Origin of the sequence: Thermodesulfobacterium commune DSM 2178 (assembly GCF_000734015.1) — a bacterium.
GTDB lineage: Bacteria > Desulfobacterota > Thermodesulfobacteria > Thermodesulfobacteriales > Thermodesulfobacteriaceae > Thermodesulfobacterium > Thermodesulfobacterium commune.
The window spans coordinates 1,301,379-1,316,089 of record NZ_CP008796.1 but is presented as its reverse complement, the minus strand read 5'-3'; the positions used below and the strand labels follow the sequence as shown (position 1 = coordinate 1,316,089).

The following is a 14,711-nucleotide window of genomic DNA, read 5'->3' as shown; positions in this document are numbered from 1 at the left end:
GGTTTACGCCCCAAATATTTCCTTGCGGACATATTCAATAAACTCTTTATCTATATTTCTCTTCTTTGCTTCTAACTCAACTTTGGCCATCTTTGCTTCTAATTCTTCTCTATATCTCTGCATTTTTTCTACCGAAGAAGCAAGTCTATTCAAAGCTAAAACAAGTTCATGAGGATCTTCAAACTCAAGCTCTTCAATGCTCCTTACAAAATTAAAAACTTTAGAAACAAGCATGGTTAAAATAGCTTCCATCTGATAGCTTGCTGGTTGTTCTCTTAAAGCTTCAATAAGAGCTTTAGTTTCTTCTGCTGTTCTTTTATATTCTTCTGCAAGCTCAGTATAGCTTTTTATTGTTCTATGAATGCTTGATTTAGAAATGTCATAACCTTCAGAACGCAGTAAAGCCTCAATATCTCTTATGGTCATTTTCTCATTTTCGTAAAGATAAATGATCCTCTCTACCAAATCATAAAGCTTTGCTTTTGACCTACGCATCCTTATTCATCCTCAGGGATTGGTATTGCTTTATCCTGAATGATTCCTTGCATAAGGTCAATTCCTTTAGAGGTTATCTTATAAATATTAGTAGTCTTTTTAGTCCCAAGCCTAAGACAAATCTCTTTTTGCTCTATATAGCCTTTATCAACAAGATAATTTAGATGTTTCTTAATATCATCTACAGTGTGATATTCGTAAAAGACATGAATAATAGTAAGCTCTTCAACAGCCTCAGGATAAACTTTGTATAGAAAGTCTAAAATTTTATATCTCAATGAAAGTGAAGCTAACCTCATTTGAGTTTCTCCTTTATAATAAGGTCTTTTAAGTCATCTATTTTTTTATGTAATGTATTTATTTCTTCTCTCCATCCTGAAACACTGCGGTAAAACTCATCTTTAGAAATTTTTTCTTTCTCAAGTGTATCAAGATTTTCTTCTAATTTTTCATGTTTTTTTTTCAATTCATAAATCAAATACAAAAGAAAAATAGCGACTGCTAAATAACCACCATTAAAAATAATGCCAATTATTCCATAAGATGAGGTTAAATTTTCCATTTAAAATGGAAGATATCTAAGAATTACCTAAAGACAAGCAATATTTTCAAAAACTATCCATTTTCAAAAACTATCCATTAGCAAAAACATTGGGTGAACCTTCACACATAGTATCTCCGCAGGAAATAGGGTCTCCTACTCGACAAATTGGCTTTCCGTTGACAAACACATTTGGACTTCCACCTGAAGCCACGCCGTCATGCCTTCCAGCTGGTCAGGTATGCACATCCCAAGCATCACCAAGTCTATGGGCACCTTTGCCGTTCACAAACACATTAGGAGACGCCTCTATGTTTGGACGAGGTGGAAAGCATTCATGACCACAAGAATTGTCCCCAAGCCGAACAACAGCTCCCATGTTTGCACCTCCATTATGGGTTTAGGTCAATTCTACTTGCTTTAAGTGTCATGTTTCCATCAGCCTCAATAAGCACATCTCCTCTAACTGAAATTCTGAGCTTATGAGATTTCCTGTCATACTCAATCTCAGTCCCATCTTCAAATCTCACAAAGAATTTATCTTTATTGGCTACTTCAGGCACAGTATCCTTCTCATTGTAAAAAGCACCAAGAACATATCCATCGCTTTTTTCTCCTTCCTCATCAAAAGCAACTACAACATATTCTCCGACATCAGGCATCCAATAATGTTTATCTTTACAAGTCTTTTGAAAAACAACTGGCAACCAATTAGATACAAGCCCATCAAGATCAGGAAATTGAACCCTTACTTTTCCTGTTTTCTCATCTACTGCAACAACTATACCCCGACGTATCATTTCTTTTTCTTACCTCCAGTTTGTTGTGGAGATTTATAAAACTCAATCTGAGTAATGTATCCATTTCTTGTGATTTCATGCTCAACCCTTGAAACATAATATTCTCTGTCAAACTTTCCAAAACCAGAAAGACCAATCTTCCCGCTTGCATAAATATCAGGAATCCCGATACAACGCACCCTCCCTTTAAATTCTTTCATTTCATTTTGAGTTTTCTGAGCATGAGCTATCCTTTCAGCCTGCTTTTTGTTCTCAACCCTTACCCTCTCAACCTGAATATTTTGGCTTGCTTTAACCTCAGTTTTTTTCTTATCCACTGTAGCCTCTTTTTTATTCAAATCTAAATAAGCAACATCTATATCCCCTGCATAAAGACTTGATACTTCAATATCTAAATCAATCACAACTTCAGGGGTAAGTACATATAAAACTGAACCACCTAACACTTTATCCATATCCCGAATAACAATTTTTCTTGCCGAAATCTTACATACATAGCCATATCTTTGACAAAGCTTTTGCAAAAAAGCTAAATCTCGCTCTTTATATTGATCTATCCTTTTAAAATAAATATCAGCACCTTCAAAGTATAGTTTGTATCCATTACGCTTAGCTATATCTTCTGCTATTTTTTTGAATGTTGTATTTTCAAAAGCGGTAGTTTTTAGTGTCCTGAAGCTTGCTTTAACATCTTTTGCTAAAGCTTTTATCGTAAAAACAGCTCCAGACCTACTATACCTAAAACTATAACTATCTATAAAGAAAACTCCAGCATCTCTGATTTTATCTACATACCCAAAGCGGACCTTTAAAGAACTCCCTCTTGCAGGAGGATTATCTCTGAAAAAACTTTGAGAATCTTCAACTTCAATTTCTACATCATCACTCTCATTCTTATCAAGTCCATCATTATCAATATACCGAAAACTAAGTAAGAAAGGGGTAATATACGCCGAAACATCCCTGTTATTAATTTCTACATACAAATAAGGCTCTGGAATTAATCTGTCTGCCACGGCGGAGCAACTACCTCAGGAGTTGTTTCATCTATAACCTCTGGAATTTCAATCACCTTTCCAGCAGGAAGCACAGTAAACCCCATCAACTCTTTATTCTCTAAAAGAAGAGGCTCATAAAGGTAAGGATCCCCATAAAACTTCCAGGCAAGCAAATCCCATCTATCACCTTCCTTAGTTATATATTTCATGATACCTTAACTATTTTCGGCATAGAAATTGATTTATCTTTGCTTTGCTCTTGTATAACTTGATATTTTGGCTGACTACTTGCTGTGCTTTTAGTTTTTTTCATCGGAGCTTTTTTAGATACTATCTTCTTCTTTTTCATTTCTTTTTTAATATATTCTGTCAATTCTAAATCTGCATCAATAATTACTGGCTTTCCAAAAGCATCTATTTGCTGAATCTGAAAAAAAACTTTTTCAATAACGAAATCTCCGATCACCTTTTCCGCCAAAATAAATTTGGCATATTCTCCTTTTACTGCAAACTCTTCAAGCTTTTTCTTTTCTTCCTCAGGATTACACCATTCTCTATGCCAACGCACAGATAAACTAATTTTTCTAAGCTCCTTTCCACCCATAAATTGTAAACTTGAAGGTGGCTTGATTGTCTCATGTCTTGCATAAGGAAACTCTAATTCCTCTTTATGCTCTTTATATGCAAGGACTTCAAAAACTACATCTCCAATTTGGGCATACTGCATATTGCAAATTTATGCAATTTGTAAAAAAGAAACAAGCAATATTTTCCTGATTATAAAGATTATAAAGAATGCTATTCCTGAGGAACCTTAAGAACTATCCTTTTTGGACGAATAGGAATAGTTTGACAATTTCTAATAAATTCTTCTAAAGCATCCTCTGGAACTCTAACCGTCCCTTTCCCATCAAGCGACCCAACCTTGATCGCCCGCAAATAACCCATCTCTATCCAGCCATACACTGTTCGTTCACTTACCTGAAAATATTCCGCTATTTCTCGAACCTTATACAACTTTTTCATTTCTCACACTTCTATTTTTTCTTCTCTTCTTTCTTCCATTTAATATAGTCATCATAGCAGCAATTACAATCTTTGCTTCATATTGAGTCAAAAATCTCGGATGATCAACACGAGCATATTTTTTAATGTAATTCAATAAATGCTCATTTGTCCAATCAAGTTTTTTTTGCAAAACTTTAATAAGTCTCCATTCATTAGGTGCAGAAGGGCATTCATTTTCTGAAAGCATTTCTACAAAAGCTTTAACCATTTCTTCAAGCTCTTCATCTGTTAATTCTCGCAATCTTTCTTTCTCATAAACAAAAGAAACATAACTATATACTTTTTCTTCTTTTTCTTTACCAAAAAGCCTATCTGCTATTGCCCAAAGCCTTCTTAAAAGCCTTTTCCTATCTATTGCCATCCTCCTCCCCATACAATTCGTATGTAATTTTTACTTTTGTTACTCTTTCTGTTCCGCAAGCTATTAACTTTTCTTCAGGCCATGTTTCCAATACATCCCAGTTAACTTTCTTTTGGATGATAATCGCTTCATCCCAACCAAGTTGTTCAAGTTTCTCAAGAACCCCTCTTGCTCTCTTTACTGCAACTTTTATTTCTCTTATGATCCTTCCTATACTTGTCTCAACAATATCTCCATCTTGAAATAACTTTCCTGCATTAGCCTTAGCAAATTTTTCAAGCTCCTGTTCTAAATTTTTCAAAGTATTTTTCCGTTTCTCAATTTCTGGATAATACTTTGCTTTAAGAGCTTCTAATTCTCTTTCATATTCTGCTTCAACTTTGCTTAAAAAGTCCCTTTCTTCCTTAATTGCATAAAGCAAACTTTCAATTTTATAAATCAAATGATCCATCATTTTTTTAGCTTTTTTAGTTCGCATTGTTGACCCCTCCTATTTCATTTTCTTTTATAGATTTTCTTCCCATACTTAATACAAGTTGGGGAGTAGAATATAAATTGTGTCTTTTAATAAAATATTTTAGAGGCATAATAAAAATTTTTAATATTTTTTAAATTAATGATAACATAAAACCTAAAAGACTAAACTAACCAGGAGGTCTGTAAAATGAAAAACTTAGACTTAGATTTAGAAAAAGTTTTAAGTGAAATCTCAAAAATTGAATCAAAAGAGGGTATCAAAATGGCTGCTGCACTCCTCTTAAACGCTCTCATGAAAAAAGAAAGAGAAATATTCCTTAGAGATAGTATTGATAATAAAGCTAATGGTTACTATGAAAGACAACTTGCCTGTTTCTTAGGTAACCTTGGTATCTCTGTCCCAAGAGATAGAAAATCTGAATTCAGACCTGCTATTCTTCCTCCTGAATGGCAAAAAGCTGATGAATCTTTCCAGGACTTTATCCTTAACCTCGTTCTCCAAAGCTACTCCCCCAATAAAATCAAAGCCCTCTTGCAATCTATGAAACTTCCCTACTCTCCAGAACAAATAGAAGAAATTAAAGAAGAATTGTATAACCAAGCCAAAGAATTAAAAACCAAAGAATTGCCAGAAAATTTGTTTGCTATGTTTATAGACGCTTATCATACTCAGATAAAAGATACCGAAGCCAACAGAATCAGAAAAGCAGTTATTTATAATATCATCGGAATAGATATGGAGGGAAGAAAAAATTTACTTTCTTATTACATTTATTTTGGTTCAGAGACGAAGGAGGACTGGCTCCAGATACTTAATGATTTGATAAAGAGGGGAGTTAAGAGGGTTATGGTAATAGTGAGTGATGATTTTCCTGGCCTTGCTCAAGCCATAAAAGCCCTTTTTCCTGAGACAGATCATCAGCTTTGTTTTGTACACATGCAAAGGAACATCAACAGGAACATGTCTAAGCAGGATGCTAAAAAATTTTATGAGGAGTTAAGCATTATAAAGAGGATAGAGGAGTATGAGAGGGCCTTAATTAGATTTGAGGAATTATGTAAGAGTTATGAGAAGAAGTATCCAGCTTATATAAAGGGACTTTTGAAAAAGAAGGAGCATTATTTTGTTTATAAGAAATATCCTGAGGGGGTGAGGAGGTATATATACACGACGAATGTGGTTGAGAATATAAATAGCAGGATAGAGCTGATAAGGGTAAATACAGGGGGATATTTTCAATCAATCAAGACAGCAGAGGTTGCGATATACATAACAGTAAGTCGGATTCAGAAAACGAGATGGCAAAAACCACTTCCTTTAATTAAGTCTGCTTTATACGAATTGAGGCAAATGTTTGTAAAGAGATTTTATAAGGAGACACAATTCTCTTGACAAGTGTCACAAGTTGCCCAAGAAGTTCTGGTAGAGTTTTATTTCTGAGTATTGCTTCCATATGCAAAATCTTTAATGCACGCTTTCTTAATTTCATACAATATTCCTCCAGCTCTTTACCAGCAGCAGCTAAATAATATCCTCCACCTTCTTTATCCTGGTCAGAGCAAATTGGAATCCCTTCCTTTCTCAATTCAGTTACAAGAGCTCTTATAATTCGTGCTTGATTAACTTTATCTTTGCAAGTATTCCCAAAAACTTGCTCATATAATGCCCCCATACCAATTGATTTACTTTTCCCCACATGTTTTGCTAAAATAGCAAGTAATTTAGCTTTATAAATCTCTTTTTTATCATTTTTAGTTTTTTTTTCTTTCGTCATCTTTTCATCACCTCCTTTTTTAATTTTTATCTTTTTCCTGCATACATAATTGACAAAGCCAGTTCTTCTCCTATTTTCTTTGCTCTTTTTGCCACCTTATCTATGTAACGAAAATAGCCCCTTCCAATTGAAGCACCTGCAACCTGTCTTATATTTTTTATTCCTTTTAATTCACAATATTTGATAAGTTCTTGAGGTTCTGGCTCTTTTAAATAAGCATAATATCCCATTCTTGAGTAAATATAGCTTTTTACATTTGCATAAATTGCTTCATCAAGTTCAGGAAGTCCAACAAGCACAACCGCACACACATTCGCAAGCTCACGAAAAATTTCTATCTTCCGCAAAAACCTATTTGGCGATTCATCAGCAAGCAAATCAGCTTCATCAACAATAAGCATTTTTTTTCCTTTTAGGCTCTCTTTGATCCTGCTAAATTTCTGATAATTTGTGCCCCATTCAGGTAGTTTAAGCACTTTGCAAAGCTCTCTAAGTAAATCTCCAAGTGACATAGCTTTTGCTACTTTATAAATCACAACTCCCTCATGTTCTTCTGCAAACTTTTCAACTATATAAGTTTTCCCAATTCCACTTGGACCAACAATCAAAGCAAATTCCCTATCTTCATAAGTTGCTTCTAAAACTGATAGCATTCTTCTTTGTGCTTCGGTTAAAAATTTTATAGTTTCTTTTTCTTCTTTAGACTGTTCGATGTATTCTTTTAAAATTTCTTTAATTTGTTCTTTAAGAGGATGAGAATTTTTTTGACCATTTTTAATCATGCAAAGCATTGCTGGTGATACATTGATTCCTTTTTCACGCAAAATACTAGCAAGTTGTTTAAAAGTTAACCCCGAGAGTTTAAGTAAATCTGCAAATTCGAAATCTATTATTCGTGCTTGTGCTTCCATTTTTATCACCCCCTTGTTTTAATAATTATAAAATTCTGCAAGCTTCTCGAGTGCTTCCCAATTCTTATCCCTTATGTTTTTAAATTTTTTGATATCTAAGAAAATCAAATCTCCCATACCTTCTTGCTTATGTTTAATAGCGGATGTCAATTTTCTTATAGGCTTATCTTCAACCACCCCAAAAGTATTCTTTGCTCTCTCATGAATTTCTCTTATCGCTAAAACGAACTGTTTAAGATAGTGATTTTTCACTTCCATAGCCTTAGCAAGCTTTTCCTGATCCTGAGGATGCACCCTATGACCAATCCACACTGTAGCGGGAGCTAAAAATTCCCAATCACTTCCATTCCATCTAAAAAACATTGACCCTTCATGCGGAGGGAAAGGATTAACTTTAATCATGACCTCTTCCCCATCACGAAGCCAAGTCAATTCTTTTGCAGTAAAGACAACCGTTTTTGTCCCAAGTTTTACTTGAACCGAAGCATTTCTTACCTTTCTCACAAAAGCTGGGAAAAATATCATTGCAATCTCATCATCCCCAATAACAACCCTTCTTCCTTCAAGTCCTTTCCATAAAAACTCAGCTGGAATAAATCTCTTGCCTTCTTTTGTTTTTATCTCCGTTATATTGCACTTCTCAATAACATTTGCGATAACCTTCAAGCCTTCTTCAACCGTTGGTAGATCCTTCTTTTTAATTTGTGCTTTCAATAATTCCTGAATTTGCTTGTTTCTGAACGGATCTTTCAAATCCCTCTTTGCATAACCTGTAAGCCCCTCTTGATTAAGAAACTCAGTAAACCTCCTGATCATATTTTCAATTGGCTTAACAGGTGGAACTCCCGGGGTAGACCTTTTTCTTGCTATCTTTGCCTCTGGATACTTTTCTAAGAAATCATCCCAATCCCCAAGATAGATCTTCCCAGAAGCAAGCCTGTCAATAAATTCAGCTGTCATTTTTGAATTCTCTTGCTTACCCCAGTCGGTGTATATCTCAGAAGGAACATGTATTCTAAAAGCTTCAGCCAAACTTACCTGCACATGCCATTGCGTATACTGCTCCCCAATTGAAGGCACACAAGAAACAAAATACCTACTTGAACAATCAGCCCAGATGTAAAGCTGAACCTTAACCACCTCATCAAGCTCCGGACTATACATGTAGTAGTCAAGATAATGTTGGTCCCCTACAAGGGTATGCATAACCGGAAGCTCACTCCAAGCCCTGATAATTTTGGGAGTCTCTGTAAGTAATGCTGAAATTCTTCCAGACCTGTGATACTCAAGTATTTTACTGAAAGGTGGCGTCATCTTATTGAGAATTCGTGTATACTGCGAATAAGAGATATCATACCCTTTATTCACTACATACTGCCACCCGTTGATAATTCTCTTTCCATGAGAGCTTAAAATGATGCTCAAGCTTTCAATCAGCACATCCTCAGACACACTTGTTCGTGGAAACTTAATAGGCACTGTTTGTTTTTCCAATTTCATCATCCGAATTCTTTCAGCCTCTTCTTCAGCCTTTTTTATCCATCTATAAATCGTTGACACATGGACTTTTAGCTCTTCAGCAATTCTTTTTGCCGTCTCATAGCAAGGATTTTGCAAGTATTCCTTTATTGCCCAAGCTCTATCCATTGTTGCAACCCTTACGGATATTTCATTTTCTTCCTTTTGCGGAAGTGTCTTCTTAATTAAGAAAGCCCTTGCCTCCTCTGAAAGCTCTTTAATCTTTAAAGCCTCCTGCCACACCTCTGGATGAGCCTGTAAATATCTTACTTGTGCATCAGCTGGCAAACTGGAAAGAGCAATTCGGTATTGTCTTCCCCCATTCCCATATATTTCTTGAACTTTGAATTTCCCTTTTTGGATAGCTTTTGATATAGCTTGCTGGCTTATCCCTAAAAGTTCCTGGACTTCAGCCCTTGAAAGCCAAACCTCAAACTCTCTCATTACTCTTTCCCTTTTAAAGCTTCTTTTTCCCTCTTTAACGCCTCATATTTTGCAGTAGCAAACTCTGCCCTCTTAAAAGCAATGATGTAATTCCTTACAATTGCTTCAATCACCAAAGTCCTATCTTCCCTTTCTAATAAGGCTATTTTTTTCATGATTTTTCTTACAGCCTCTTCTGGGTCATTAACTTCCTTGACAATTTCATCTATTTCATTCATAATTTCTGTTAAAAACATTCCACACCTCCGAGAGGTATCTTATGTATACCTTGCCCCCAACTGAATGTCCCTTTTGCTATGCCAAAGTAAACTTTACGGTTACTGCAGTTGATAGCTATAAACGAGTTAAAGAAGTTACAATACAAGGCAATCATATTCATATTGTTGAAGTTGATACACTTGCTAAATGTCCGAATTGTAATAATTCCTGTCTTATTAAAATTGAAATACCTGAAAAACATTATTCTGAGATGAGAGAAGCTCTTCAGAATTTTCAATATCAACCTTCTCGCCCTCTTTACTTTAAAATTCTTAAAGTTTATCCAGAACCTAAGCCTGTTTATTCTCATCCATCTTTGCCAGATAAAGTAAGAGTTGTTTTTGAAGACCTTCAAGAAATGCTCCGAGAAAAGAAAGAGCCTTCGCTTATCGTAGGTGGTTGTCGAGCAGTTCTCGAATCTGCTATTAAATATCTTGGAGGAGAAGGCGATAGACTGATAGACAAAATAGATGACCTTCTTAGAAAAGGTATTATTACCAAGCCTATCGCTGATTGGGCACACCATGTCCGAATTGAAGGTAATGAATCCCTTCACGACCTTCTCTATACCGATATCACTCCTGAAGAAGCAGAAGAGATCGTTGAATTTGTTAAGCTCTTTCTTATCTATACCTTTGAACTTCCTGCAAGAATTAAAGAAAAACGCCGTTCTTAACATCATACCTTACCTCTCACATCTATCTTCACATGGCGGTATATATACAACTCCCGTATCCTTTGCAATTGCTGGATTTAAAATATAAATGACGCCTTCTTCTTTCTGAGCACGAATTTCCGAAATCTCTTTCAAAACTTTTATCTGCAATACCATGCTAATTACCAAAAAAATCAAAATTACTACATACAATATCTTGTGTTTCCTTTGTCCTTTCTCTTGTATTATCATCATTCTTCCCTCCCTTATACCTTGAAATACTGCTCAAATACTTCTTTTCTAACCATAGAAAATAGCACTATATCATGATTTATTCTTACCCATACCCAGTATTCATTTTTTACACCTGTCGCATATCTACTAACTTTAAACCCATACTTCTTAACAAAGCTAATCATTGCTTCAGAAGTTAACTCTATTTCATACCCAGAATTAGTTATTAACACCCTTTTTACTCCTTTTACATTTAACCCAGACAACTCAAGCAATTTTTGTATTATCTCTTCCATCTTCTTAACGAAAAACTGCAGTTCACTTATTCTTATATTCAGAGAGCTTTCAAATTGTGCATCTTCTGAAAACGCCTCTTGAATATCCTCGGGTAAAGTAGACAGATCATACAGTTTAGGACTCCCATTAACTCCTTTTCGACCTATTGGTTCCCATCCTTCTTCTTTAGCCCTTTTCCAAATCGTGTTGTAGTCTAACCCAAGCTTCTCTGCTATTTCATTAAGCGTTACTTGCATACTCCACCTCCATCTCTCTTTTTAGTTTTTCTATTTCCCTTTCTATCCTCTCTTTTTCCTTAAGTAGCCTTGCAAGCCTCAAAGCCCTCTCTTCCGAAGGGTCTACAACCTCACATCCAATCGCACGAAGCAAAACCCGAAAGGGCTCCAAGCTCCCAGTGATCACGCAGAAAGCGTGTAAAACCTCAGCCGGGAACCTATACTCTTTTTTGGATGATGTCGCCTGATCTAACATGTGCTTAGAAATCCTTTGATTGGTCATAATCTCAATCAATTCCACCACCTGCTCCCTGCTATATCCCGACTTTTTAATTGCTTCCGATACTGCTTTTCTAAAGCCTTCCGTGACATCCAGGTCCCCCTTCCTAATAAACGGAGCCCCTTCCTTATATGTCAATTTTTTCCGAAGCTTTGACATTGCCTTTCCTTAGCTTCAAAGTTAAAATGTTTACTAAAAAGAACACGGAGGCTATAAATGAACCGCAATATTAGCCTTACCATTACTCTATCTCAATCCGAATTCGTATACTTGATAACTCAATCCCCTGCTGTGGTAGTATTCGGAACCGTTCAGCTAAAATCTGCAATACCTCAAGTAGTTGAAAATTATGGTCAAAAGAAGCTTTATTGGACTGTTGAGCTTCAAACTGATTATCTGGAGGCTTTAATAACCCTGTTAAAAGAGCTAACAAATTTGCCGAAATCTCAAGGCAAATAGGACCATGACTGTAAATTTTGATACTTTTTTCCATTTTTACTCCCCCCAAAGTTGGTCATATGGCATACCTAAAAATTGGGCTATTTTTTTGCGTATCCTTTCCCCCTTGCGTCTTCCGTGTATGACATACCAAAGATACTGCTTGGTAATCCCAAACTCTTTTGCCAAATCAACCAGCTTAACCCCTCTTAGCACAAGAAGCGATTTAATTAACCTTGCATTCGTCTTGTATCTTTGCTTTTTGATGTTTCTCTTTTTAACCATCATGGGAATAGTATACGCAATTTTGCATATATGTCAAGAGGATAAAAAATGCAAAATTGCGGAAATTTAGATAAAAATAGTGAATTAGCTCAAAGAATTAAACATTTACGCAAAAATATTTTAAAATTCTCTCAAAAAGATTTTGCTGAAAAATTGATGATTGGGCTCAGAACTCTTCAATATTATGAATCTAATGAATATCCAATTCCCGATAAGATTTTACGCTTAATTTCCCAAATCTTCGGCGTCTCCTACGAATGGCTTAAAACTGGTCAAGGCGAAATCTTTGAAAAAAAGCCAAGCATAGAAGAAATCATCTTAGCTGAACAACGCCGAATTAAAGAAAACAGCATCCTTGTTCCTGTCATAGGAAAAGCTGGAGCAGGCTTCCCTCAAATGAAAGGTGATATTGAAATCATCGGCTACATAGAAACCAAAAAAATTCCCAGAGTTAACCCCTCTGACCTTATTGCCGTTGAAGTCCACGGCGATAGCATGGAACCTACTTTACAGGAAGGAGATAAAGTAATAGCAAAAATTTACATTGGCGACGGTTTTGACATCCCTAATAGAAAAATTGTCATCGTTGCCGACCAAGAAGGAGAACTTTTAGTGAAAAGGCTAATGAAAAAAGATGGTCTAATCCTTTTAACCTCTGATAATCCAAATTATCCGCCTATTATCCCTCAAGAAGCCCGCATCATCGCCGTAGCCTTAAAACTTCTACGAGAAATCTCTTTATAAAAATCCCCCTTGCCTTTTTCTATTTTTCTTGTAGAAATGTTCTTTATAGTAAACCTTAAAAAAGGAGGTGCCATATGTTTAAGAAAGTGTTAATTGGAGTTGCAATCTTTTTTGGTTTTCTTATTCTTATAGGAATTTTTTTTGGGGGTGGAGAGAAAAAAACGCAAGCTCCCAATGTTACTCCAAAAGAAGAAAAAACGGTAGAAACACCCAAAGCTGATACCCAAAAAGCAGAAGAAGAAAAAACTGAAGATTTTGAAAAAGCTTATCAAAAAATTAAAATAGGAATGAAAAAAGAGCAAGTAAAAAATATACTTGGAGAACCAGATAGTATAGATGAAACAGAAGTGGCTGGACTTGGGAAAATTGAAAATTGGTATTATTATAAAGGCTTTGCTCAAGGAGTAATGATAACTTTTGACAATGGTAAAGTAAGCTCTAAAACTATTCTTAAATAGAAACTTGAAACCTCCAAAAGATTAAACTTTTTAAAAAAGGTAAGAACCTCTGGTTATAGGTTGTAGGGTTTGGTTGTAGGGTTTGGTTGTAAGCTTGGTTGTAACCTTTTTGTTAAAGGTTGTAACCCCCTTTTTCAAGAAAACCTTGATAAATTCTTATTTACAACCATTTAACCAATTTTTACACATCTTGCAAAATCATGCAATTTCTTTTAAGATCACTCCAAAAACCAAAATTATGTTGCAAAAACATGCAACTCAAATTCTTTCCATCCCTCATAAACTCTCACTTCCTACTTACAACCATTTTGCAAAAAAAATGCAATTCCCTTAAAGGCTAATGAAAAAAGATGGTCTAATCCTTTTAACCTCCGATAATCCAAATTATCCGCCTATTGTCCCCCAAGAAGCCCGCATCATCGCAGTAGCCTTAAAACTCATACGAGAAATCTCTTTATAAAAATCCCCCTTGTCTTTTCCTTACTTTTTTCCAAAATGTTTTCTATAACAAACACTAAAAAGGAGGTGTCCTATGAAGAAAAAGAAATTTTTTAATACCCTTGCTATTATCTTTGGTCTTTTTATTCTCGTTGGCATTTTTAGTGAAAACATAGCTGGTCAACCGAGAAAAATCACTCCCGACCTTTTACATCAAATTGATCGCTTAATGCAACAAAATAAAAAAATCACCAGACTTTCTAAAAAGGACAAAGAAAATAGCAAACATTATGAACTTAATATCCACTCGCCATCTTTTACTCATATTGGAGCGGTGACCTATATGGAAAAAACAAAGACCAAGCCAGACGATATAAATTACTGGCCACCTCACTTAGAAATTGTCATTAATTGTGAAATTGACCGAAAACTTGGCTTTAATTGCCTTTCCAAATCAGATAAAGATGGCTTGTTGCTTTTAAACTCGGTTTTCCAGGTTCTTAAAATTACCAATCCTCCTATAGAAAAAATTCTTACCTCACTAAGAACATGCATCAAAAAAGGATGTGAACAGTATCCAGGGATATTCTTAAGCTCTACCAAAGAACCCGATTACATCATGGTTTACTCTGTGAGCATGATAGCCTCAAAACCTCAATGGATAAAAATTTCTATCTATGAAAACCGCAAAGAAGATATGGAATACTTGAAACTTTTTAACATTCTCCCAAAATAAAACCACAAGGTTGGAACCAGGAAGGTTCCAACCTTGCCCATTTGGTTCCAACCTTGGTTCCAACCTTTGTATAAAAGGTTGGAACCATCCATTTTTCAGCAAAGCCTCATAAATTCTTTTTTAAACATGTTTAAAACCCTGTAAAATCCTCAACCTTATTCTTGGAAAATCCCCTTTAAAAACCCACTTTAACCCCTTATTCCAGTAATAAAGTTTAGATCCCATCTCCTCTACCCCTCACAAATCCAACCCTCCCAACCCCTCCTCTCTTCCCTTCCTAAACTT

26 protein-coding genes are annotated in these 14,711 nt (G+C 35.4%); 5 read left to right on the top strand and 21 right to left on the bottom strand.

What is annotated here, in order from left to right; all coding sequences use genetic code 11:
- Positions 1 to 3 precede the first annotated feature (3 nt).
- From HL41_RS06720 to HL41_RS06670, 12 genes are all read right to left on the bottom strand, one after another.
- Positions 4 to 495 (bottom strand): phage protein Gp27 family protein, encoded by a 492-nt coding sequence (locus HL41_RS06720; RefSeq protein WP_038061567.1) that lies wholly within the window; start codon positions 493 to 495, stop codon positions 4 to 6.
- 2 nt (positions 496 to 497) lie between these two features.
- Positions 498 to 794: a hypothetical protein gene (locus HL41_RS06715; protein ID WP_038061563.1), complete on the bottom strand. Its 297-nt coding sequence runs from the start codon at positions 792 to 794 to the stop codon at positions 498 to 500.
- Entirely contained in the window at positions 791 to 1,057 is a 267-nt protein-coding gene (locus HL41_RS06710; protein WP_038061560.1) for a hypothetical protein, read from the bottom strand. Before HL41_RS06710 ends, HL41_RS06715 begins: the two co-directional genes overlap by 4 nt.
- Positions 1,058 to 1,127: 70 nt before the next feature.
- The gene (locus HL41_RS09660; RefSeq protein WP_200870697.1) at positions 1,128 to 1,250 is read right to left on the bottom strand and encodes a PAAR domain-containing protein; all 123 of its coding nucleotides are present in this window, start codon (positions 1,248 to 1,250) and stop codon (positions 1,128 to 1,130) included.
- A gap of 21 nt (positions 1,251 to 1,271) precedes the next feature.
- Complete coding sequence (locus HL41_RS09655; RefSeq protein WP_200870696.1) at positions 1,272 to 1,415, bottom strand: PAAR domain-containing protein; 144 nt, start codon at positions 1,413 to 1,415, stop codon at positions 1,272 to 1,274.
- Between the two features lie 13 nt (positions 1,416 to 1,428).
- On the bottom strand, positions 1,429 to 1,836 hold the full coding sequence (locus tag HL41_RS06700; protein WP_051754559.1) for a phage baseplate assembly protein V: 408 nt from the start codon (positions 1,834 to 1,836) through the stop codon (positions 1,429 to 1,431).
- Positions 1,833 to 2,852 (bottom strand): phage late control D family protein, encoded by a 1,020-nt coding sequence (locus HL41_RS06695; protein ID WP_038061557.1) that lies wholly within the window; start codon positions 2,850 to 2,852, stop codon positions 1,833 to 1,835. The genes HL41_RS06700 and HL41_RS06695 overlap by 4 nt, the downstream gene beginning before the upstream one ends.
- Positions 2,837 to 3,043 carry a tail protein X gene (locus HL41_RS06690; RefSeq protein ID WP_038061555.1) on the bottom strand — a complete coding sequence of 69 codons (207 nt, stop codon included), beginning with the start codon at positions 3,041 to 3,043 and terminating at the stop codon, positions 2,837 to 2,839. Before HL41_RS06690 ends, HL41_RS06695 begins: the two co-directional genes overlap by 16 nt.
- Positions 3,040 to 3,561 (bottom strand): phage tail protein, encoded by a 522-nt coding sequence (locus tag HL41_RS06685; protein ID WP_038061552.1) that lies wholly within the window; start codon positions 3,559 to 3,561, stop codon positions 3,040 to 3,042. The genes HL41_RS06690 and HL41_RS06685 overlap by 4 nt, the downstream gene beginning before the upstream one ends.
- A 71-nt stretch (positions 3,562 to 3,632) precedes the next feature.
- Positions 3,633 to 3,860 (bottom strand): helix-turn-helix domain-containing protein, encoded by a 228-nt coding sequence (locus HL41_RS06680; RefSeq protein ID WP_000737858.1) that lies wholly within the window; start codon positions 3,858 to 3,860, stop codon positions 3,633 to 3,635.
- The gene (locus HL41_RS06675) at positions 3,844 to 4,263 is read right to left on the bottom strand and encodes a hypothetical protein (protein ID WP_000963365.1); all 420 of its coding nucleotides are present in this window, start codon (positions 4,261 to 4,263) and stop codon (positions 3,844 to 3,846) included. The genes HL41_RS06680 and HL41_RS06675 overlap by 17 nt, the downstream gene beginning before the upstream one ends.
- Positions 4,250 to 4,741, bottom strand: coding sequence for a host-nuclease inhibitor Gam family protein (locus HL41_RS06670; RefSeq protein ID WP_001259312.1), 492 nt, complete (start codon positions 4,739 to 4,741; stop codon positions 4,250 to 4,252). The genes HL41_RS06675 and HL41_RS06670 overlap by 14 nt, the downstream gene beginning before the upstream one ends.
- 186 nt (positions 4,742 to 4,927) lie before the next feature.
- On the opposite strand from HL41_RS06670, the gene HL41_RS06665 reads away from it, so the two are divergent.
- Positions 4,928 to 6,133 (top strand): IS256 family transposase, encoded by a 1,206-nt coding sequence (locus tag HL41_RS06665; protein WP_038549552.1) that lies wholly within the window; start codon positions 4,928 to 4,930, stop codon positions 6,131 to 6,133.
- Here HL41_RS06665 and HL41_RS06660 read toward each other — a convergent pair.
- The 4 genes from HL41_RS06660 to HL41_RS06645 are packed head-to-tail and all read right to left on the bottom strand — an operon-like array spanning position 6,063 to position 9,624.
- Positions 6,063 to 6,515, bottom strand: a complete 453-nt coding sequence (locus HL41_RS06660) for a hypothetical protein (protein ID WP_051754558.1) — start codon at positions 6,513 to 6,515, stop codon at positions 6,063 to 6,065. The two genes, HL41_RS06665 and HL41_RS06660, sit on opposite strands and share 71 nt — an antisense overlap.
- Before the next feature lie 26 nt (positions 6,516 to 6,541).
- A complete protein-coding gene (locus tag HL41_RS06655; RefSeq protein WP_038061545.1) occupies positions 6,542 to 7,426 on the bottom strand; it encodes an ATP-binding protein in 885 nt (294 codons plus the stop codon).
- A gap of 18 nt (positions 7,427 to 7,444) precedes the next feature.
- A complete protein-coding gene (locus HL41_RS06650; protein WP_038061544.1) occupies positions 7,445 to 9,388 on the bottom strand; it encodes a helix-turn-helix domain-containing protein in 1,944 nt (647 codons plus the stop codon).
- Positions 9,388 to 9,624, bottom strand: coding sequence for a hypothetical protein (locus tag HL41_RS06645; RefSeq protein ID WP_038061542.1), 237 nt, complete (start codon positions 9,622 to 9,624; stop codon positions 9,388 to 9,390). The genes HL41_RS06650 and HL41_RS06645 overlap by 1 nt, the downstream gene beginning before the upstream one ends.
- 23 nt (positions 9,625 to 9,647) lie before the next feature.
- On the opposite strand from HL41_RS06645, the gene HL41_RS06640 reads away from it, so the two are divergent.
- Positions 9,648 to 10,322: a DUF4145 domain-containing protein gene (locus tag HL41_RS06640; protein ID WP_038061539.1), complete on the top strand. Its 675-nt coding sequence runs from the start codon at positions 9,648 to 9,650 to the stop codon at positions 10,320 to 10,322.
- Positions 10,323 to 10,331: 9 nt separating this feature from the next.
- Here the strand turns inward: HL41_RS06640 and HL41_RS06635 are convergent, their stop codons facing one another.
- From HL41_RS06635 to HL41_RS06615, 5 genes are all read right to left on the bottom strand, one after another.
- Positions 10,332 to 10,553, bottom strand: a complete 222-nt coding sequence (locus HL41_RS06635; RefSeq protein ID WP_144241978.1) for a hypothetical protein — start codon at positions 10,551 to 10,553, stop codon at positions 10,332 to 10,334.
- Between the two features lie 14 nt (positions 10,554 to 10,567).
- Entirely contained in the window at positions 10,568 to 11,068 is a 501-nt protein-coding gene (locus tag HL41_RS06630) for a hypothetical protein (protein ID WP_038061533.1), read from the bottom strand.
- Positions 11,052 to 11,351, bottom strand: a complete 300-nt coding sequence (locus tag HL41_RS06625; protein ID WP_144241977.1) for a hypothetical protein — start codon at positions 11,349 to 11,351, stop codon at positions 11,052 to 11,054. Before HL41_RS06625 ends, HL41_RS06630 begins: the two co-directional genes overlap by 17 nt.
- 217 nt (positions 11,352 to 11,568) lie before the next feature.
- On the bottom strand, positions 11,569 to 11,820 hold the full coding sequence (locus HL41_RS06620; RefSeq protein ID WP_038061528.1) for a hypothetical protein: 252 nt from the start codon (positions 11,818 to 11,820) through the stop codon (positions 11,569 to 11,571).
- A gap of 2 nt (positions 11,821 to 11,822) precedes the next feature.
- On the bottom strand, positions 11,823 to 12,053 hold the full coding sequence (locus HL41_RS06615; RefSeq protein ID WP_038061523.1) for a helix-turn-helix domain-containing protein: 231 nt from the start codon (positions 12,051 to 12,053) through the stop codon (positions 11,823 to 11,825).
- A gap of 45 nt (positions 12,054 to 12,098) precedes the next feature.
- Here HL41_RS06615 and HL41_RS06610 point away from each other — a divergent pair, with 45 nt between their 5' ends.
- The 3 genes from HL41_RS06610 (at position 12,099) to HL41_RS06600 (ending at position 14,426) form a co-directional block, all read left to right on the top strand.
- Positions 12,099 to 12,794 (top strand): XRE family transcriptional regulator, encoded by a 696-nt coding sequence (locus HL41_RS06610; protein WP_038061521.1) that lies wholly within the window; start codon positions 12,099 to 12,101, stop codon positions 12,792 to 12,794.
- Positions 12,795 to 12,868: 74 nt separating this feature from the next.
- A complete protein-coding gene (locus tag HL41_RS06605) occupies positions 12,869 to 13,252 on the top strand; it encodes a DUF3862 domain-containing protein (protein ID WP_038061519.1) in 384 nt (127 codons plus the stop codon).
- Between the two features lie 532 nt (positions 13,253 to 13,784).
- Entirely contained in the window at positions 13,785 to 14,426 is a 642-nt protein-coding gene (locus HL41_RS06600) for a hypothetical protein (RefSeq protein ID WP_038061516.1), read from the top strand.
- Positions 14,427 to 14,711 lie beyond the last annotated feature (285 nt).